Origin of the sequence: Collinsella tanakaei (assembly GCF_030373545.1) — a bacterium.
GTDB lineage: Bacteria > Actinomycetota > Coriobacteriia > Coriobacteriales > Coriobacteriaceae > Collinsella > Collinsella tanakaei_C.
In genome coordinates, this window is sequence record NZ_JAUDCO010000005.1 from 153,515 (window position 1) to 175,312 (window position 21,798).

The 21,798-nt window shown below is 61.0% G+C and carries 10 protein-coding genes; 7 read left to right on the top strand and 3 right to left on the bottom strand.

All coding sequences use genetic code 11. The features are described from left to right. The first annotated feature begins 11 nt into the window (after positions 1-11). A complete protein-coding gene (gene pheT / locus QUW00_RS06010; protein WP_289613475.1) occupies positions 12-2,468 on the top strand; it encodes a phenylalanine--tRNA ligase subunit beta in 2,457 nt (818 codons plus the stop codon). Between the two features lie 105 nt (positions 2,469-2,573). Then, a complete protein-coding gene (locus QUW00_RS06015) occupies positions 2,574-3,395 on the top strand; it encodes a hypothetical protein (RefSeq protein WP_289613476.1) in 822 nt (273 codons plus the stop codon). A gap of 470 nt (positions 3,396-3,865) precedes the next feature. Here QUW00_RS06015 and QUW00_RS06020 read toward each other — a convergent pair whose 3' ends face one another. Together QUW00_RS06020 and pyk are read right to left on the bottom strand one after the other, a co-directional pair. Then, a complete protein-coding gene (locus tag QUW00_RS06020; RefSeq protein WP_289613477.1) occupies positions 3,866-4,801 on the bottom strand; it encodes a hypothetical protein in 936 nt (311 codons plus the stop codon). Positions 4,802-4,964: 163 nt separating this feature from the next. Further along, the gene (pyk, locus tag QUW00_RS06025) at positions 4,965-6,425 is read right to left on the bottom strand and encodes a pyruvate kinase (protein WP_289613478.1); all 1,461 of its coding nucleotides are present in this window, start codon (positions 6,423-6,425) and stop codon (positions 4,965-4,967) included. A gap of 662 nt (positions 6,426-7,087) precedes the next feature. Between pyk and QUW00_RS06030 the strand changes: the two genes are divergently transcribed. The 4 genes from QUW00_RS06030 (at position 7,088) to QUW00_RS06045 (ending at position 18,714) form a co-directional block, all read left to right on the top strand. Further along, positions 7,088-9,769: a cation-translocating P-type ATPase gene (locus QUW00_RS06030; protein ID WP_289613479.1), complete on the top strand. Its 2,682-nt coding sequence runs from the start codon at positions 7,088-7,090 to the stop codon at positions 9,767-9,769. A 475-nt stretch (positions 9,770-10,244) separates the two neighbouring features. Then, positions 10,245-13,511: a hypothetical protein gene (locus QUW00_RS06035; protein ID WP_289613480.1), complete on the top strand. Its 3,267-nt coding sequence runs from the start codon at positions 10,245-10,247 to the stop codon at positions 13,509-13,511. Between the two features lie 479 nt (positions 13,512-13,990). Beyond that, positions 13,991-16,678 (top strand): cation-translocating P-type ATPase, encoded by a 2,688-nt coding sequence (locus QUW00_RS06040; RefSeq protein ID WP_289613481.1) that lies wholly within the window; start codon positions 13,991-13,993, stop codon positions 16,676-16,678. 749 nt (positions 16,679-17,427) lie between these two features. Next, positions 17,428-18,714 (top strand): ATP-binding protein, encoded by a 1,287-nt coding sequence (locus QUW00_RS06045; protein ID WP_289613482.1) that lies wholly within the window; start codon positions 17,428-17,430, stop codon positions 18,712-18,714. A gap of 44 nt (positions 18,715-18,758) precedes the next feature. On the opposite strand, the gene QUW00_RS06050 is transcribed toward QUW00_RS06045, so the two are convergent. After that, positions 18,759-19,907 (bottom strand): CdaR family transcriptional regulator, encoded by a 1,149-nt coding sequence (locus QUW00_RS06050; protein ID WP_289613483.1) that lies wholly within the window; start codon positions 19,905-19,907, stop codon positions 18,759-18,761. Positions 19,908-20,505: 598 nt separating this feature from the next. Between QUW00_RS06050 and QUW00_RS06055 the strand changes: the two genes are divergently transcribed. Further along, positions 20,506-21,780, top strand: a complete 1,275-nt coding sequence (locus QUW00_RS06055) for an Nramp family divalent metal transporter (protein ID WP_289613484.1) — start codon at positions 20,506-20,508, stop codon at positions 21,778-21,780. Positions 21,781-21,798: the final 18 nt, after the last annotated feature.

Here is a 21,798-nt window from a genome sequence, read left to right on the forward strand (position 1 = left end):
GAGAAGACGCGATGCGCGTTCCGTATAGTTGGCTCGGCGAGATGATCGAGCTGCCGAGCGACCCGGCTGAGCTGGTCGCAGAGTTCATTCGCACGGGCACCGAGGTGGAGTCCGTCGACACCGTGGGCGAGTCGTTCGACCATGTGGTCACCGCTCAGGTGCTGTCCAAGGAGCCCCATCCCGATTCCGACCACATGTGGGTCACCAAGGTCGATGTGGGCCAGTTCAACGTGGGCGAGGACGGCGAGCCCGAGCCGCTGCAGATCGTCTGCGGCGCCCAGAACTTCAACGAGGGCGACCACATCGTGACCGCCATGATCGGCGCCGAGCTGCCCGGCGGCATCAAGATCAAGAAGTCCAAGCTGCGCGGCGTGTTGTCCTGCGGCATGAACTGCTCCGCGCGCGAGCTGGGGCTTTCCGGCGATCACTCGGGCATCATGATCCTGCCGCCCGACGCGCCGGTGGGCGTGCCGTTCGCGCAGTATCAGGGTACCTCCGAGACCGTTCTCGACTGCGAGATCACGCCCAACCGTCCCGACTGCCTGTCCATGGTGGGTATCGCCCGCGAGGTCGGCGCCATCTACGACCGCGATTACCATGTGGACTATCCCCAGATCAAGGAGGAGAAGGGCACCCCGACCGCCGATGAGCTCACGGTCGCCTTCGACGGCGAGGGCATGTGTGACCGCTACGTGGCGCGCATCGTGCGCAACGTGAAGGTCGGCTCGAGCCCCGACTGGATGGTCCAGCGCCTGACCGCGCTCGGCATCCGCCCGCACAACAACATCGTCGACATCACCAACTACGTGATGATGCTCACCGGTCAGCCGCTGCACGCCTTTGACCTCTCCACCTTCGCTGCGCGCGACGGTAAGCGTTCCGTCGTGGTCCGCGCCGCGCAGGAGGGCGAGACCTTCACGACCCTCGACGGCGTCGAGCGTACGCTTTCTGCGGGCATGACGCTCATCACCGACGGCGAGCGCCCCGTGGCGCTGGCCGGCGTCATGGGCGGCATGGATTCCGAGATCGAGGACGACACCGTCGACGTCATGGTCGAGAGCGCCTGCTTCGATGCCGGCCGCACCTCGCACACGAGCCGCGACCTGTCGCTCATCTCCGACGCCTCCATCCGCTTCGAGCGCCAGGTCGACGAGACCGGCTGCGTGGACGTCGCCAACATCACCTGCGCCCTGATCGAGGAGCTCGCCGGCGGCGAGGTCGCGCCCGGCTACGTGGACCTGTACCCCGCGCCCAAGCAGCAGCCTGAGCTGACGCTGCGCCTGTCGCGCGTGCACGCCATCTGCGGCGCCGACATCGAGGCCGATTTCGTCGAGCGCGCGCTGACGCGCCTCGGCTGCACGGTCTCGCGCATCGACGACGACACCTTCCATGTCGTGACCCCGAGCTTCCGCCCCGACCTTCCGCGCGAGATCGACCTCATCGAGGAGATCCTGCGCCTGTGGGGCATGGATCGCGTCGAGGCGACGATCCCCGCTGCGCGTAACCACATCGGTGGCCTCACGCGCGAGCAGCACCTCACGCGCAAGATCGGCCAGATCCTGCGCGCCTGCGGGCTCAACGAGACGACGACCTTTGGTTTTGCCGCCGCTGACGACCTCAAGAAGATCGGCATGTCCGAGGAGGGCCGCGGCTGTCCCGTGGTCCTCATGGATCCGCTGATCGCCGACCAGACCGAGATGCGCCGCTCGCTCATTCCGGGCCTGCTGCGCTCCGTTGCGTACAACGAGGCCCACGGCACCGCCAACGTGCAGCTGTACGAGATCGGCCGTCTGTTCCACGGCCGCGAGAACGCGAGCAAGCCCAAGGAGCGCATGAGCCTCGCCGGCGTCCTGTCCGGCGCCATGGACGACGTGACCTGGCTGCAGAAGTACCGTCCGCTGCGCTTCTTCGACGGCAAGGGCGTCGTGGAGGAGCTGCTGGCCCAGCTGCGTATCGAGAAGGTGCGCTTCCGTCCCGCCGAGGGCGAGGGCTACGCCTTCCTGCAGCCCGGCCGCGGTGCCGAGGTCCTTTCGGGCGGCACGGTGCTCGGTTGGGTCGGCGAGATCCATCCCGATGCGCGCGAGGCCATGGACATCGACCTGCCGGTCGTGGCGTTCGAGCTCAACTTCGATGCGCTGCTCTCCGGCGCACGCGGCCAGGAGGCCTATCACGAGTTCTCGAGCTTCCCGAGCGTCGAGCACGACCTGGCCATCGTGGTCGACGAGAGCGTGACCTGCGAGGATCTGGAGCGTCGCATCACGAGCGCGGGTGGCAAGCTGCTCTCCGGCGTGCGCCTGTTCGACGTGTACCGCGATCCGGTGCGCGTGGGCGAGGGCAAGAAGTCGATGGCGTTCGCGCTGACGTATCGCTCGGACGACCACACGCTGACCTCGGAAGAGGTCGAGCGCGCCCACTCCAAGCTGGTGACCAAGGTGTGCAAGGCCACGGGCGGCGAGGTGCGTTCGTAGCGTTTCCGGGCGCTATCGTTTACCTGCGGCTTACCGACTGAGTCGTATACTTGTGGGGGTCTGCGCGCTGCGCGGACCCCCATCGTGTTGGAAGGGATGTGGCGGATGCCCAGCTGGAACATACATATCGCCCAAACCGAGCGCCTGCTTGCGCGCGGCGGTGCAGTTGCGCATACGGTGCGCGATGCCAATGCGTTTCTGTTCGGCAACCTCGTGCCCGATATCCAGGTCGGCTATATGGTGCCTGGGATCGAGGAGCCCATCCCGTACCGCATCACGCACTGCGCCGAGCCCGCGCCCATCCCCAAGCCGCGCGAGCGCGAGTTTTGGGATGAATTCGTGGCTCCGTTGGCTGCTCAGATGGGTGAAGCCGACCGTACCTGCACGGTTGTCGAGCCCGGAGATATCCGCCGCGAGATCGATCGCGTGAATCGCATTCACTTCGCGCATCGGTATCGCGACCAGGAACCCGTCGCTGCGGACGAGTGCGGTGCGAGCGGGGATGCGCCCGCGCCGCGGGACGAGCGCTCCCGGTTTGATCTGGTCCTTGGAGCATGGGCGCATCTCATGGCCGATAACCTGTGGAACACCCGTGTCAACGAGTTTCTGGACGCGCACGGCGGAAAACCGAGCGAGCAGTTTCGCATCAAGAAGCAAAACGACTTTGACGGGTTCGGTAAGACGCTCGAGATCCATGCGCTCCCGCGTGAGACGAGCGCCCTGGTGGCGGCCGCTGCGGAGTTTCCGCAGTATGCCATAGGCCGCATGCAGGTGCATGACGCACTGGTCGTTGCGCACGAGATTGTGCGCACCAACGGCGTGGCGGAGCATGCGCCGTATATGCTACTGACCGAGGAGTTCTTTACGTCGGTGTTCGAGGAAGTGCTCGACGTGACCGAGCAGGCCCTCGAAGAGCGTTTGGGCTAGGCGCGGGCTCGCGATCATTCTCACAGCTCCGGCGCTTACGCGCCGGAGCTGTGATTTTTCTCGGGCGTGCCGCGCGCCCTGTGCAAAGGAATCGAGAGGGCTCGTCGTCCTTGCCGCGTCGTCAATGGATGCCGATGGCGTGGTGGAGCCTAATTTAGACGGCTTTGGCAGCTTCGATTACACGTTGCATATTTCCGCCGCTTTCCGCCGGGCATTTGCATAGCTTTTCATTCAATGTGCTCGCGTCAAAACCTGTATCGTCCTGGGGCGCGGTTTTTCGGTGACGAACTCCCATCGTCCGGAGGCCGTCCGCAAAAGCCCAGTTGTTTCCTGCGACGTTATGACGAGGTATCGCCATAGGTTTGAATTCCCACCCGAAAACCGCGCCCCAGGACGATACAGGTTTCTCCGATGGGGTCATGAGCGCGATTGTATTCATGGGCAAGAAAACTTATCTGCGAGAACGGCGTTTAGTATACGAACTCTGTTTCCAGCAGCTTCTTGCGCAATTCAAGCCGCTCATGAGTCGGTCCCATCGTCTTGGGATCGAGCGGGAAACCCACGTGATGTGCGATGCGCTGAACGATTCCCTCGAATCGCTCAAAGTTCTTGAGGCGACTGGGTGTGACGAACATCACGTGGTAGCCCATCATCTCAAGATCGTCGCGTCGCTCCTCATCCTCGTCGGAAGTGCCTGCATATTCATGGAACAGGCGACTCTGATATTCAATGATAAGGTGCGCGGATCGGTACACGAGGTCCCCGTAGCGCACGCCTTCTACGCGCCTGCTTCCCAGGAGCTTAATGACCGGCAGTTCGGCATTGAGCTCGGGGAGCGGAAGCCCGTAACCGCCTGATTTCGTAGGTAGGCAAAGCAGCATGCACAATGCCGTTTCCATGGGCGAAGCGGATTTGTCGCAGACGTACCGGAGCGCCGAAAGCGCTTTGCCTGAACCCCTGACGCCGCGATTCACCTCTGCGTATTCCCGGATGCTCGCCTTTGTGCTGAGGGGCGCGAGACCGTACCGCGTGATTCTATCGTGCTCATTCGGGCCGAGCGCATATGTGCCGCAGAGCTCCATGGCGCATTGGACATGGTCTGCCAGCTCTCCGCTTTGACATATATATAAGTACGTGAGCTCCGGTATGGTGCAGGCGCATGCGTCGTCAATGCTGACGAAGCTCGGTGCCGTGAGGCCCTCAGGAAGCACGCGGCATATCGCGTTTTTCGAGGACCGACGCGATCGCTTGTCCGGCACAAGGATGCAGTAGGGCGGCGTGACGAGCAAGGGGCTGGAGGCCCGCTCGACCTCTTTGATTTGCCGGGCATGTATCGCGGCGTCATCGAGGTCGTTCGTGCCGAGCAGCATGGCCTCGTACGGTCGCGGGAAGGTGTCGGTCCGCATGAGCTGAAGGGCGCTTTGTCCTGTGAGATATAACTTCGACATACTGTGAATATATCATAGAAATATAACTAAAATACAAAATGCAACTAGCGCAGAATAAAAAAGCACCGCCCGAGGTATCTCGGGCGGTGCTGATGAGCGCTATGCGGCGCGGACGGTGCGCTTAGCGAACCTGGGCGACGTAGGCCACGTTCGTAGAGGTAGCCTTGCCGTCGAGGTGAATGGACATGCGCGGATCGCCGGCGGTGGCGACGGTGAGCTCACCCTCCTTGACGTAGCCGAGCTCCTTGGCCGTCTCGATGGCCTTGATGATGGTGCCGTTGACGGTACCCTGGGTGATGGCGGCCAGGTGCGGCTCGACGCCCCAGTACATGATCATCTGCTGCACGGCCCACTCGTGGCGGGAGAAGGCGCAGATGGGCACGTTGGGACGGAAGTGCGAAATCAGACGCGCGGTGCGGCCGGTGGTCGTGGGCACGGTGATGCACTTGGCGCCGACGACGGTGGCCATGTTCACGGCGGACATGCCGACGACGTTGTTGATCACGCGGGTGCCGTGCGCGTTCTCGGGCGCGTCGAGCGGCGCGTGAACGGGCAGGTGCTTCTCGGTCTCGTGCGCGATGTGGGCCTGCATCTTCACAGCCTCGACCGGGTACTGGCCGGCAGCGGTCTCGCCAGAGAGCATGACGGCGTCGGTGCCATCGTAGATGGCGTTCGCGACGTCAGCGACCTCGGCGCGCGTCGGGCGCGGGTTGTGCTGCATGGAGTCGAGCATCTGGGTCGCGGTGATGACGGGCTTGTAGGCCGCGTTGCACTTGGCGATGATGTCCTTCTGGATGTGGGGAACGAGTTCGGGAGCGATCTCGATGCCCAGGTCGCCGCGGGCGACCATGATGCCGTCGGAGACCTCGAGGATGGCGTCGAAGTTCTGGACGCCCAGCGCGCACTCGATCTTCGGGAAGATCGTGACGTGCTCGCCACCGTTCAGGCGGCAGAGGTTACGGATCTCCTCGACGGCGGCGGCGTTGCGGATGAAGGAGGCAGCGATGTAGTCGATGTTCTCCTTGATGCCGAACAGGATGTCCTCGCGGTCGCGGTCGGTGATGGCGGGCAGGGAGATGTCAACGTTGGGGATGTTGACGCCCTTGCGCTCGCCGATCTCGCCGGTGTTCTTGACGATGCAGTGCATGTCCTGGCCGTCGACGGACTCGACCTCGAGGGCAACCAGGCCGTCGTCGATCAGGATGAGGGAGCCGGCCTCGGCCTCGGAGGGGAGCTCGAGGTAGTCGAGGGAGATGTGGGTCTCGTCGCCGAGCCAGTCCTCGCTGGTGGGCTGCGCGGTCACGATGATCTTGTCGCCCTCGTGGACGGTGATCTTGGCGTGATCCTTGAGCAGGCCGGTGCGGACCTCGGGGCCCTTGGTGTCGAGCAGGATGCCCACGGGGATGCCGAGCTCACGGGAGATGCGGCGGACGCGCTCGATGCGCTCGTGATGCTCCTCGTAAGAGCCGTGCGAGAAGTTGAAGCGGGCGACGTTCATGCCCGCCTTGATCATCTCGCGGAGGGTATCGTCGCTGTCGCAGGCGGGACCCATGGTGCATACGATCTTAGTGCGCTTGTACATTCAGACCTCCATCTGACGTCGACTTTGCGCTGATAAAACGATTTGCCAACGCCGTTATTATAGGCAATCGGATAACAGGGCAATGTAATGTCGCGATTATTGCTCAGTCTTTTCACAGATTCAGAGCAGATTTACATATCTCATAGGTATGTTGATGCCTGCGTGCGCGCATGGCAATGGTATCGAGTCCACATCTGGCGGGAGATCGCTTGTGCTCGCCCGACAAGTTGGTGCCAGGTACAAACTTGTCGCCCGACAAGATGGTGCCAGGTACAAACTTGTCGGGGCGGGGATGTAAACGTGGCGCACTCCGCCGGCCACACTCCACCGGCGGGGCGGCATCGGACGGTGCTCCCGACAGCCTCGGGCAAAAGTGTTCTCAAAGTGTTTTCGCACGGTAGCGACGGTGAACGCAGCGTGCGAGCTGCAGGCGCGCGCGGGCGCGAGCAGCGGTGACGTGGCGTTTCGTGACACGTGTACCACTTTGACCGCCTACGGATATAAAGGGAGATTCTATGTAGATTTACGGTATGATTTTTGCCATTGCAAGCCGCTGCCCGGCGCGTAGCCTCAAGAGGCCCTTGCCCCGCTTGCGGGGAATTAAGATCGGGCAAATCCCCGTGCCGCCGGCCAGCATACATCCCAAAAGGGGGAGGCAAAGTATGCAGAAGGAATACTTGGCTTCAGCCGAGGAGGTGCTCGAGGACCAATCCTCGAACGCCGAGACAGGCCTTTCTGCCGACGTTGCGCAGCAGCGTCTGGCCGAGTTCGGCCCCAACAAGCTGGATGAGGAGGAGAAGACCCCGCTGTGGATCCGCTTCTTCCAGCAGATGGCCGACCCGATGGTTATCATGCTCATCTGCGCGGCCGTCATCTCGGCCGTGACCGGCATGATCCAGGGCGAGTCCGAGTGGGCCGACGTCGTCATCATCATGACGGTCGTCATCATTAACTCCGCGCTCGGCGTCATCCAGGAGGCGAAGTCCGAGGAGGCGCTCGAGGCGCTGCAGGAGATGAGCGCGGCGCAGTCCAAGGTCATCCGCGACGGCAAGATGGTCTCGCTCCATTCCTCCGAGCTCGTGCCGGGCGACATCGTCCTGCTCGAGGCCGGTGACTCCGTGCCCGCGGACTGCCGCGTGCTCGAGAGCGCTTCCATGAAGATCGAGGAGGCCGCCCTCACCGGCGAGTCCGTCCCCGTCGAGAAGCACACCAACCCGATCTCGCTCGATGGCGCTGACGACGTGCCGCTGGGCGACCGCAAGAACATGTGCTACATGGGCTCCACCGTGGTCTACGGCCGCGGTCGCGCCGTCGTGGTCGGCACCGGCATGAAGACCGAGATGGGTAAGATCGCCGGCGCTCTGAATGAGGCGAAAGAGGAGCTCACCCCGCTGCAGATGAAGCTCGCCGAGCTCTCCCGGATCCTGACCATCATGGTCATCGTGATCTGCGTGGTCATCTTCGCGGTCGACCTGCTGCGCTCCGGCATCGGCAACGTCATGGCCGAGCCGCACATGCTGCTCGACACCTTCATGGTCGCCGTGTCGCTGGCTGTCGCCGCCATCCCCGAGGGCCTGGTCGCCGTCGTGACGATCGTCCTTTCCATCGGCGTCACCAAGATGGCCAAGCGCCAGGCCATCATTCGCAACCTGTCCGCCGTCGAGACCCTCGGCTGCACCCAGGTCATCTGCTCCGATAAGACCGGTACCCTCACCCAGAACAAGATGACGGTCGTCAAGCACGAGCTCGCCTCCTCCGAGGAGAAGCTGCTGGCCGGCATGGCCCTGTGCTCCGACGCCAAGTGGGACGAGCAGGCCGGCGAGGCTGTGGGCGAGCCCACCGAGTGCGCCCTGGTCAACGATGCGGGCAAGGCCGGCATGCAGGGTCTGGACGTCGAGCACCCGCGCGTGGGCGAGGCTCCGTTCGACTCCGGCCGCAAGATGATGTCCGTCGTGGTCGAGGAGGCCGACGGCTCGTTCGAGCAGTACACCAAGGGCGCGCCCGACGTCATCCTGAACCTGTGCACGCAGGTCTACGAGGACGGCAAGATCGTTCCCATGACCGACGCCAAGCGCGACGAGCTGCTCGCCGCCAACAAGGCCATGGCCGACGAGGCGCTGCGCGTGCTTGCGCTCGCCAGCCGCACCTATGACACCAAGCCGACCGACTTCTCCGCCGAGGCGCTCGAGAACAACCTCGTGTTCTGCGGCCTGTCCGGCATGATCGACCCCGAGCGTCCCGAGGTGGCCCCGGCCATCAAGGAGGCTCACGGCGCCGGCATCCGCACCGTCATGATCACGGGCGACCACATCGACACCGCCGTGGCCATCGCCAAGAACCTCGGTATCGTCGAGAGCCGCGACCAGGCCATCACCGGTGCCGAGATCGACAAGATGTCTGACGCCGAGCTCGATCGTCAGATCGAGAAGTACGGCGTGTACGCGCGTGTCCAGCCTGAGCACAAGACGCGCATCGTCGAGGCGTGGAAGTCCAAGAACAAGGTCGTCGCCATGACCGGCGACGGTGTGAACGACGCCCCGTCCATCAAGCACGCCAACATCGGCGTGGGCATGGGCATCACCGGCACCGACGTCACCAAGAACGTCGCCGACATGGTGCTTGCCGACGACAACTTCGCCACCATCATCGGCGCGTGCGAAGAGGGTCGCCGCATCTACGACAACATCCGCAAGGTCATCCAGTTCCTGCTGTCCGCAAACCTGGCCGAGGTCTTCTCGGTGTTCGCCGCCACGCTCATGGGCTTCACGCTGTTCCAGCCCATTCAGCTTTTGTGGGTCAACCTCGTCACCGACTGCTTCCCGGCGCTCGCGCTGGGCATGGAGGAGGCCGAGGGCGACATCATGAAGCGCAAGCCGCGCAACGCCACCGACGGCGTGTTCGCCAACAACATGGGCCTCGACACCATCATCCAGGGTCTCATCATCACCGTGCTGGTGCTTGCGAGCTTCTTCTGCGGCGTGTACTACGATCTGGGCACCATCGACCTCTCCCAGCTCGCCACCACCATGGCTGACGAAGAGGGCGTCATGATGGCGTTCATCACGCTCAACATGGTCGAGATCTTCCACTGCTTCAACATGCGCAGCCGCCGCGCCTCCATCTTCCACATGAAGAAGCAGAACAAGTGGCTGTGGGGCGCTGCGATCCTCGCGCTCATCCTGACGCTCATCGTGGTCGAGGTCGACGCCCTGTCCATGATCTTCTTCGGCGTCGAGCATCTCGAGCCCAAGGGCATGATCACCGCGCTCGTGCTCGGCTTCCTGATCATCCCGCTGGTGGAGATCTACAAGGCCATCATGCGCGCCGTGGAGAAGGACAAGTAACCGACAAGTTGGAGCCAGGTACAAACCTGTCTCAGGGCCCGTCTCGGAGCTGTTCCGGGGCGGGCCCTTTCGTTGTCTGGCCTGGATGCGACCTGTTGCGCGGGAGCCCCGGGTTAAAACACCCTAGGGATTATTTTGCATTGTGTATTCGAAAGAATATACAATGCAAAATAATCCCTAGGGTGTTTTAACCCGGGGGCTCCCGCGGAGCGACAGGATTGGGCTTGGCGCCAACTTGTCGCGGGCGACACCGGGGAATTGCTTTCGTACCAAGACTGACATTCATTCCCGTGGGGTTGTTCAACATACCCGATGTGGTTACTTTTAGCGCTTTGACCTTGACTTTTCGTGCAGGGGGGGGTACGCTCAAAAGGCTTTTTTTGTTGGCGACGTGTTGGATGATTCCCCGCATCGGGTCGGGGTGCACGTCGCTCCGACCCGATGCGCTTGTGTCGGAAGATGGAGGGAGTTCGGTATGGAAACGGTAAGGAGGAGTCCTGCGGCGCTGATTGCCTGTCTGCTCACGTTTGTGCTGGCGCTTGCCGTAGCGCCTGCCGCGTACGCCTATGATTTGGACGACGGGGTGAACGTTGTCAGCCAGGGGGCGACGGGCGAGACTTTCGAGATTGGTGACGGCAAGGCCGTGATGATCTCCGGTCAGCATGCGTCGGCTGACAACCCCATTGTCTTTAAGGACTGCGTGTTCAACCTTGCAGGTGGGACGGTCAAGATTTCCGGTGCCCAGCAGGATGCTGAAGGCGATTCCATTTCCTATAACAATGGCGAGGTGGTAACCAAGCTGTGGATCAGCGGCAACGTTCAGTTTGAGAACTGCAAGTTCGTTACGGCCGAGGGCGCCACAAAGACTACGACCGCTGGCTACGATGCTGCGATTTACTTCTATAGCGGCGACATCGACCTTGCGAACTGCAAGCTCAGTGCCACCGGCTACAACGGTCAGTTTCTCGGTCTGTATGGTTCTGACGGCTCGGTGACGTTCGATGGGTGCGACATATCGACCACGAACAACAAGAACGGCTGGAGCTACGCCATGTACGCAGGCTCCGTGCTGAGGCTCGTGAACCACTCCACGATGAGCGCGACCGGATCGACGACGGACAGCGGCAACATCAACTGCTTCTACTCCGGCGACAACAAGACGGGCTATGACGCCATCTTCGTTGAAGATTCCACGATCGACTTCCAGGACAACGCCGCCGGCGGCTTCGCCATCAACAACGTCAACATTCATGTTGCGAACTCCGACATCCTGGTAAACAACAACAAGGGTAACGCGTGCAACTCGGGCTACTGGATTGTCAATAATTCGACGATTCAAATGAATGGCAACAAGGGCGGTCACGCGCTTTCGTGCATCGGCTTCGAGATGACCGATACTAAGCTTGAAGTTCTTCATAACGGTTATGCCGGCGTCTACATCCAGTCAACGGATTCCTCGCTGACGAACTGCACGGTCGACCTCCGCTGTAATGGCGAGAAACTGCTCTCCTACTCTGCGGGCGACCTGTGGCTCAACGGTCACAAGCTTACTGTTTCCGGCGGTGCCTCTGAGGCGCAGCCCGGCTCTCCGTGGCTTGGCGGTGTTGGTAGGAAGGGCACGGTTGAGACGATTGGGGATACGACGGTCGTCGCCTACGATCTCAATTCGAACGCCGCAGATAATCTCAAGAGCAACACGGAGCCCGTGCTCACGAACGCGACGCTTGCGCTGAATGAAGATGACCAGGATGGCCACACGCTGTTCCTCAATCCCTTCATGACGTCGGACTACGCGCGCGGCAACGCCGAGAAAGGCAAGAGCAATAACGACGCCGACCTGTTTGACGACGATAAGGTTGACGGAACTTCGGCGGACCGCAACTACGTCATCGGAGGCGAGACCGCCAAGATTGGCACGCTTACTACCGCGCAGCTCTCCCATCACAAGTATGACTGGGAAAACAGCAAGGTGACCGACCCGGCGACGTCTGACACCTATGGTGTGAAGCGTTACGAGTGCACCGACGTCTGCTCGACCTATACCGATAACCTTGTCGAGCATCCCAACAGCTTCGACTGCGAGGGCACGTACGTCTATGCGCCGCTTGTGGGCGTCACGTTCGACAAGAACGTTCCTGAGGACGAGGCGGACCAGGTCACCGGCATGCCCGACGACCAGACCGCGATCGAGTACGAAGGCACCGCCGAGCAGCCCACCGCCGACCCGAAGCGCGGATCGACTGACCCTGACACGAAGTGGGTCTTTGCCGGTTGGTTTGCCGACAAGGAGTGCACCGAGCGCTTTGACTTCAGCCAGTCTCTGACCGCCAACTGGACCGTCGTCTACGCCGGCTGGATCGAGGCAGGCGTCGCCAGCATCCAGCCTGCGGACATCACCATCTACATGGGTGGCGATCAGGGCTACGAGGGTGTCATCAACGGCGCGGACGGAAGTTACGTCTCTGAGAACTCACTGCCTGACCCCGGCTTCTACTTTACGCTCCCTGACGAGGTGAACGATGTTCTCGAGGAGGCCGGAATCGCGAATGCGGATGCCGGCGCCGATCTGAGCGATTGTCTGACGATTTACACGGTAGATGGCCAGTCCACTTGGAAGGTAACCCGGTACGGCGAGGAGAATTCTTCGGTTGTCGATGGCGGTTCCCGCAAGTTCCTCTATCGCATCGATCCCGATCCGCAGTTCGAGGGAACCAAGCCGCTTCGCCTGCAGTTCACCGATACCGAGACCGGTGAGACCTATCTTTCCGACGAGTTTGATCCTGCGGCCGAGGACGCTCTGTTCAAGCAGTACAAGATGCTTATCTACACCGGTGAGCTCAACCGCGACAACATCATCCTTCAGATTGACGTGCCGGATGTCGCTGAGCCCATTCTCTGCGTGCTGGCCGCTCCTGAAGAGGGCGCGGGAGGCAATCTTACCGTCCGCTATGTCACCGCTGATAATCCGCAGGATGTCGTGACCGACGCCATCGAGATGGAAGAGGGCATGACGAGCGATGACCTCAACAGCGAGCTCGCTGCCATGCGCGCCGACAATCCTGATCTCGGCATTGCCGTGACCCAGCCGGGAACCACGTACTTCGTGAACGAGAGCGGCATTGATGTGACGGTTGATAACCAGAACGTCAATCCGTCGCTGCTCTTTGACCGCATCGTGAGTGACGAGACGGGCGAGGAGACGTCTGCTTTCGACGAGCTGCTCCTTGACCAGGCGGTCAATACCATCGCCACCGAGGATGCGTCCTTTACGGTTGACGGTCACGAAGCGCGCTACATCGACCTCGTTGACGCCAACAACGGCAACGCGTGGCTGACCACCGACAAGCCCGTTGACGTCTACTGGCCGTATCCCGAGGGCACCGACGAGAACACTGAGTTCCGCCTTGTGCACTTCCAGGGTTTGGACCGTGAGATGGCAAACGAGGACATCGAATCTGAGGTCCAGAACTCCACGAAAGAGTACGTGGAGGTAGAGAACACCGAGCATGGAATCCGATTTACCGCAGAGAATGGCTTCTCGCCCTTCGTGCTCGTCTGGGGCACCACCGTGTCCGAGCCGGATACCCCGGGCACTCCGGACGAGCCGACGGATACCGATAAGCCCGGTGAGTCGATTCCGCAAACCGGCGACGCCACCGTCGCTCTCGTGGGCGGCACCGCGCTCGCTGCGGGTACTGCGATCGGCTACGGTGTCTGGCTGCGCAAGCGCACGTGTGAGTAGCCTTCCAGCAGATAGTTGGCTCAAGGGCCCGTCTCGGAGCTGCTCCGGGGCGGGCCCTTTCGTTGTCTGGCCTGGATGCGACCCGTTGTGCGGGAGCCCCCGTGTTAAAACACCCTAGGGATTATTTTGCATTGTGTATTCAAGAATACACAATGCAAAATAATCCCTAGGGTGTTTTAACACGGGGGCTCCCAGTGAAGACGGTCAAGCCGACAAGATTGAGCTTGTCGCCAACTTGTCGCCAATGGTCTGCAGCACATCTGGCGTGCGCTCGGGCGACCGTTTTCCCACGATTTGTAACATAGTGCAAAAGAACACGAACAAATATGCTTAGTAGCGTCGTTATAGGGTACTATTGCAGACATGCAAGACGCCAGCTGACATGGCAGCCTTGATGAGCCCTTGCCCCGCTCCTGGGGAATTATGATCGGGCATCAACCTGTTGGTTGGTACAAACCCCAGGAGGAGGAAGCGAAAGTATGCAAAAAGAATACTTGGCTTCGGCCGAGGAGGTGCTCGAGGACCAATCCTCGAACGCCGAGACCGGTCTTTCCGCCAGCGCGGCTCAGCAGCGCTTGGCGGAATTCGGCCCCAACAAGCTCGACGAGGAAGAGAAGACCCCGCTGTGGAAGCGCTTCTTCGAGCAGATGGCCGACCCCATGGTCATCATGCTTATCGTGGCTGCGGTCATCTCCGCTGTCACCGGCATGATCCAGGGCGAGTCGGAGTGGGCCGACGTCATCATCATCATGGCCGTCGTCATCATCAACTCCGTGCTCGGCGTGGTCCAGGAGGCCAAGTCCGAGCAGGCGCTCGCGGCGCTGCAGGAGATGAGCGCCGCGCAGTCCAAGGTCATCCGCGACGGCAAGATGGTTCACCTGCCGAGCGCCGAGCTCGTGCCGGGCGACATCGTCCTGCTGGAGGCCGGCGATTCCGTGCCCGCCGACTGCCGCATCCTGGAGAGCGCGTCCATGAAGATCGAGGAGGCCGCCTTGACCGGCGAGTCCGTCCCCGTCGAGAAGCACGTCAATGCCATTGAGCTCGCCGAGGGCACCGACGACGTGCCGCTGGGTGACCGCAAGAACATGTGCTACATGGGCTCAACCGTGGTCTACGGCCGCGGCACCGCCGTCGTGGTCGCCACCGGCATGAAGACCGAGATGGGCAAGATCGCCGACGCGCTGACCACCGCCAAGAAGGAGCTCACGCCGCTGCAGATCAAGCTGAACGAGCTCTCTGGCATCCTGACCAAGCTCGTGCTCGGCATCTGCGTGGTCATCTTCGCCGTCGACCTCATCCGTCACGGCGGTGAGCTCGGGTCCAACCCCGAGATGATCCTCGACACCTTCATGGTCGCCGTGTCGCTCGCCGTCGCGGCCATCCCCGAGGGCCTTGTCGCCGTCGTTACCATCGTGCTGTCCATGGGCGTCACCAAGATGTCCCGCCGCCAGGCCATCATCCGCAAGATGACCGCCGTCGAGACCCTCGGCTGCACCCAGATCATCTGCTCCGATAAGACCGGCACCCTCACCCAGAACAAGATGACCGTCGTCAAGCACGAGGTCGAGGGCCCCGACGCCCTGCATGTGCGCGCCATGGCGCTGTGCTCCGACGCCAAGTGGGATCCCGAGGCCGGCGAGTCCGTGGGCGAGCCCACCGAGTGCGCCCTGGTCAACGACGCTGCCAAACTCGGCTTCTACGAGGGCGGCAACGCCGAGAAGTACCCGCGTGTGGGCGAGGCTCCGTTCGACTCCGGCCGTAAGATGATGTCCGTCGTGGTGAAGACCCCCGAGGGCACCTTCGAGCAGTACACCAAGGGCGGCCCCGACGTCGTGCTCGGCCGCTGCACCACCGTCATGAACGCCGACGGCTCCGTCGAGCCGCTGACCGACGAGCGCCGCGAGAAGATCATGGCCGCCAACAAGGACATGGCCAACCAGGCGCTGCGCGTGCTCGCCTCCGCCATCCGTCTGCACGACGAGCAGCCCGCTGACTGCAGCCCCGAGGCGCTCGAGCATGACCTCACCTTCGTGGGCCTCTCCGGCATGATCGATCCCGAGCGTCCCGAGGTCGCCCCGGCCATCGTCGAGGCCAAGGGCGCCGGCATCCGCCCCGTCATGATCACCGGCGACCACATCGACACCGCTGTCGCCATCGCCAAGAACCTCGGCATCTGCGAGGACGCCAGCCAGGCCATCACCGGCGCCGAGCTCGACAAGATCTCCGACGAGGACTTCAAGGAGAAGGTCACCGAGTACAGCGTCTACGCGCGCGTCCAGCCCGAGCACAAGGCCCGCATCGTCGACGCGTGGAAGAGCCGCGACAAGATCGTCGCCATGACCGGCGACGGCGTCAACGACGCGCCTTCCATCAAGCGCGCTGACATCGGCGTGGGCATGGGCATCACCGGCACCGACGTCACCAAGAACGTCGCCGACATGGTCCTTGCCGACGATAACTTCGCCACCATCATCCATGCGGTGGAGGAAGGCCGTCGTATCTACGACAACATCCGCAAGGTCATCCAGTTCCTGCTGTCCGCCAACATCGCCGAGGTGCTCTCGGTGTTCGTGGCGACGCTCGTGGGCTTCACCATCTTCCAGCCCGTCCAGCTGCTGTGGATCAACCTGATCACGGACTGCTTCCCGGCGCTCGCGCTCGGCATGGAGGAGGCCGAGGGCGACATCATGAAGCGCAAGCCGCGCAACGCCACTGACGGCGTGTTCGCGGGCGGCATGGGCGTGGACATCCTGTTCCAGGGCGTCGTTATCACCATCCTCGTGCTCGCCTCCTTCTTCGTGGGCGTGTACCTCGACATGGGCTACATCAACATCGCCGACATGATCGCCGGTACTGCCGACGAAGAGGGCGTCACCATGGCGTTCATCACCCTGTCGATGGTCGAGATCTTCCACTGCTTCAACATGCGCAGCCGCCGTGCGTCGCTGTTCAGCATGCCCAAGCAGAACAAGTGGCTGTGGGGCGCCGCGCTGCTCGCGCTCGTCCTCACTGTCGTGGTCGTCGAGTTCCACCCGCTGGCCGTCATGTTCGGCTTCATGGAGCTGCCGCTTGAGGCGCTCGCCTGCGCCATCGGCCTGGCCTTCCTGATCATCCCCATCATGGAGGTCTACAAGGCCATCATGCGCGCCGTGGAGAAGAACCAGTAACGCTCCCGCGCGACACAGCTTGCATCAAGGCCCCGAGGCTCATCCCTCGGGGCTTTCTTTTTGGGAAATTGGGGGCAGGCTCTTTTTTCCCATAGCGGTAGGGCTTGTGGGAAGACCGGTCCTGCGCGCCCCATACTGCAAAAAGTTCGGACTTTGTACGTCTTGGGAGGCCCGGGTCCAGACAAGCACCCTTCTGACCTCGATGTTCTTGCAGGTAGAAAAGGCGCTCATGTGGACCCGGTGCTCCGTAGAGATACAAAGTCCCGACTTTTTGCAAAAATGAACCCCCTTGGTCACAAACGAGGCCAAAGACGAGGCGCGTCCGGCCCCATGGGCAACGCGGCGATCCGCGCGCCCGTCGGCCATATGCGGCGGGGGCGGGAGCCGTGGGGAAAGGTGCCCGCCTTAATTCCCATGGGAGCGCGTAGGGCGCCTGCTGACGGTGGAGCGCCTCAGGTGATGTATCTTTACAACTTCAAAACTGGTAAAGCCGCATTGCCAGTTTCCTCTCAACTGGTAACGTGACATTACCAGTTTGGTGATGTGTCGACCCCATGAGCGGGATATCTGGATAAAGCCGTCTTGGGAATACGACGAGGTGGGCCAGGTGCAATCTTGCCATCTGATACGCGTAGTGGTGGAGTTGTGCAATCTGTCGACTATACTCGACAAATACAGGAGAATCTGTCGAGTATAGTCGACAGATTGATATAGTACTGTCGACTATACTCGACAGTATGGGGGTCGTCATGAATCACGATGTTCTCAAGCGTGTCATCTTCGATCAGCATGGCATCATCCGTCGGGCTTCGATCGTACCGCGTCGATACACGATCGACCCCAATGCGAACTACGTGATAACAGGGCTGCGACGTGCTGGAAAATCCACCTTGCTTTACGGGGTGGTGAGGGATCTTATCGCGCGCGGTGTCGCGTGGAATCAAATCATCTACATCAACTTCGAAGACGAGCGCCTGTCCGGTTTCTCCCTGCAGGACTTTCAGGACATCCCCCTTGTGCAAAGCGAGCTCTCCGGCGACGTCGGGTACTACTTTTTCGACGAGATCCAGAACGTCGAGGGGTGGGAGCGGTTTGCGCGCCGCATGGCGGATGCGGGCGAGCGCGTATACATTACGGGAAGTAATGCCACGATGTTGAGCGACGAGATGTCACAGAGGCTGGGAGCCCGTTATTTCGTCCGACGCATCATGCCGTATCGGTTTGACGAGTACCTCGACGCGCAAAACCAGGCGTACGATACGTCCGCTCTTTACACATCCCGTGAGATTGGACGAATTACAGCGCTGTTCGAGCGGTTCTATCATGACGGCGGTTTTCCCGAAGCGCTGCGGTTTGTGTCTCCACGCGAGTATGTCGAGAACGTGTACCAGAAGGTGCTGTTTGGCGATATCGTTGCCCGCTTCGGCGTGAGAAATCCCGATGCGCTGCGCGTGCTCGTGAGAAAGATTGCCGAGACGGTGCGCAGTGAGGTCTCCTACACGGCGTTGCATCATACGCTCAAGTCGATCGGCTATAAGATTTCGAAAGACAGCGTGATCGAATATATCGGGTATGCGCATGCGGCGTATCTCCTGTTCAAGATCACCAATGCCGTCGCGCCGTTTGTCGAGCGGATGGGGAATCCCAAGTACTATTTCGTCGATAACGGCTTGTTGAACCTGTTTCTTATCGATCGCGATACGGCCCTGCTCGAAAACGAGATCGCCGTGGCGCTGTACGATCTCTTCGGTGAGGGGCTCCAGTACCTCAAGTCGCCAAAACACGGCATAGACATCGATTTCTATATTCCTGAAGAGAAGCTTGCGGTACAGGTCGCCTATACCATCGAGGGCGCGGCGCGTGAGCGCGAGCTGGAAAACCTGTTGCGCCTCTCCCGCGTGCAGGGCGAGAAGACGCGTCTTGTCGTGGTGACGAAGGGGGAGGAAGGCGTAATCGAGCGGGATGGGGTCGAGATAGAGATCGTCCCGGCGTGGAAGTTCCTGCTGCAGCTTGCGGGATGTCCTGCTGCGCAATGACCCCGGGTGCCGCCTCGGTGCCCCGCTGCATTACAGCGTCGCACCTATCGTTTGAGATAGCGCCTCAGCAAAAACGCCAGGGCGAGCGGTTCGAAGTCGGCAAGGCGGCGCGGGTTGTACCCGGTCTTGTCCGCGATCTTGTTCAGGCGGTTCTGCAGCGTGTTCTTGTGCAGGAACAATTCCTCGGCGCAGTGCACGATGCTGCCGTTGTGACGTACGTAGGCGTCGAAGACCCGCTGGTACTCATCGATCTCATCCTCGCTGAGGCCGCGGAACACATGCTCGACCAGCTGCGCCGCGTTATCGTTCGGAACGGAGGAGAGGATAAGCCCCAAGTCCATGTCCTCGTAGCGCATGAGCGATCCGGCCTGGTCGAATGAGAGCCACTCAAGCGCGCTGCAGGCCTCGTCGTAGCTGCGCCAATAGAGGCTCGAGGACTCTTCCACCCGTCCGGCTCCGAAGATGAGGGGAACGCCGAGGATGCGCTTCGCGTCGGCGCTCATCTCATTCACCAGCGCAGGAATGCGCCGTTCGTCTCGGGCGTCGATAAACAGGCAGATGCCGCGTTCCAAAAACGCGAAGAAACTCGTTTTGAACGACTCGAAGCGCGCGTGGTACATCTCGTACAGGTCGTTGTAATCGAGAGCGCTGTCGTCCTCCGTTTGCGCTCGTCCCACGAGCATGAGGCGGGGAATATCGAGGTCGACGCGCAGCATCGATGCGTAATACGCAGCGAGGCTTTCGTCGTGGCGGCGCAGCTTGAGGATGCCGGCGAGGTTCGATACGCGCACGCGCCGGTCGTAGCGCTCCACGTGATCCCAGTTCTCGCGGATGAGGATCTCCGTCATCTTCTTGATGACGTTGCCGAACGGCTCCACCTCGGAGCGCTTGCCGGTGATACCTATAACCGCCACCGCTGTGTCCTGGAACATGACCGGTACGTTGATGCCGTGTCTTGCCCCCTTGAATTGGTGTTCGCTGTCGATGGGCACGGGCTGCTGCGTCTCAATGGCAAGGCGTGCCCCCTCATGTGTGGTGCCGATGCGCGTGCGATCGGTGCTCGCGATGATGGTACCCGTGGTGTCGAACAGGTTTATCTCGTGATTGATCACGTCTTTAAGGTTATCGACGATGGTCTCGGCGATCTTCGGGTCGAGATTCATGAGCGCCTCCGCGGTCTGCTGCAGTGTCATCAGTGTATCCAGATTTCCAACCGGCGAGTATGGTACGTGTACCAAGCATGTTCTGAAATTCAGGGCCTGAAGATGGTCATGGGGCGTTTCTTGTTGTGCCGTGTGCCCTTTCGGCAAAAGGGGGAGCGACGCCGCCTGCGGAAACGAAATCGTTCTGTGAAGCTTGGAGAGAACGGCCGTCTGCATACAGGATGCGATTCCGCCGTACTGCCTTTGGTTAATGAAGCGTGTCTATCGAATACGCGGGGCACGGGGTATTCGGCCTGTGCCTTTAATTGTCGGCAAAGGTAAATCGAACGGGCTCGCTGCCGTGCACGTGGTACGTGAGATAAATCTTGTGAACGGTTGCTAAACATGAGTGAACGGCATTTCCATCCCCTGTATATCGATAAAACGCACGATTTCCGACTGTTATTATCAATTTCCGCAAAGAGGCGTCGTTGCCGAAAAAAGGAGAAGCCCCCGCAACTGTAGTTTCCAGACTATAGAACCGCTGAAGGCGCCACGGCATCCTTTGTTGCATCGTAACGGTAACGGTCATCTTAAGCAGGTGGTATGGGTTACCTTTTACCGGTAGCAATGGAAAGGAGTGGCGGATATGGCTCAGAACAACGAGAGCACGGCGACCGCAGCGAAGGGAGGCGGATTCATCGAATTCCTGAAGAAGCTCGGTCCGTCGATTATTACGGTGCTGTCTTGGCTGGGTGCAGGCGACATCATTACCTCGGCGGTGTCCGGTTCAAGCTACGGATATGCCCTTATGTGGGTTCTGGTGCTTTCCTACCTGATTCGCTTCGTGATCGTCAACTGCATGCAGCGCTTCGAGCTCATGAACGTCAACGGCGAGGGCATGATTCATACCTGGGCGAAGATGACCAAGCTGTTCCCGATCATCTTGTGCCTCGGTTCCCTCATCATCGGCAACATGACGGTTGGTTACATCCTTCTTGGCGCCGCGCAGTGCCTCATGTGGCTTCTCGGTTTCGGCGACCAGATCGTCTACGCTCTTATCCTTGCGGTGCTGATGTTCGTGCTGCTCGGCGGTAGCGTCTTCTCTAAGCTGGAGAACGTCTTCAAGGTGCTCATCGCCGCAGTCGTTCTCATCCTCATCGTTCTTGCGGTCACCTGCACGCCCAACCCCGTTGACATCGCGCAGGGCCTGCTCTTCTCGATTCCCTCCAACGACGGTGCGTATGACGTCATGATCGTTATCCTCGGCATGGTCGGCGCCGTTGCTGGCTCCATGGGCAACCTGTTCCAGGGCATCAACCTTGCCGAGGGCGGCGTGCGCGATGCCTCCGCGTACAAGGGACAGACCAAGAGTCTGCTCTTCTCGGTCGTCATGGGTGCCATCCTCATCCTCTGCGTCTGGGTCGTCGGCGCCGAGATTCTTCGCCCCAACGGTATCGAGGTCAACACGCTTCAGGACATCGGCCTTGCGCTCGAGATGTACCTCGGTGTCTTCGGTGCGAAGCTGTTCTACCTCGGCATCGGCGGAACTCTGTTCTGTGCTGGCGCGAGCTGCGCGCTTGGCTACACCAAGCTCTTCGTGGCGAACTTCAACGAGCTCTTCCCCAACCGTCAGAGCCGCGCCGAGTTCATCCAGCAGGATAAGCTCTACACCGTCCTGCTCGCGATCATGATCGCGGTGGCCTTCCTGTGGTCGCTGCCCATGATGCCCAGCCAGGTGTACATGACCCTGCTCACCAACGCGCTCCAGGTCTTCGTTGTTCCGTTCATCGCCGTGGGCGTCCTTCTCGTCACGGCAAGCAAGAAGTACATGGGCGACCATACGAACAATATCGCCGAGAACATCGTTTTGGTCATCACGACTGTTCTGGCCATCGTATCGGTCGTGCAGACATTCCTGTAATGCCCGGGATTCGATTTC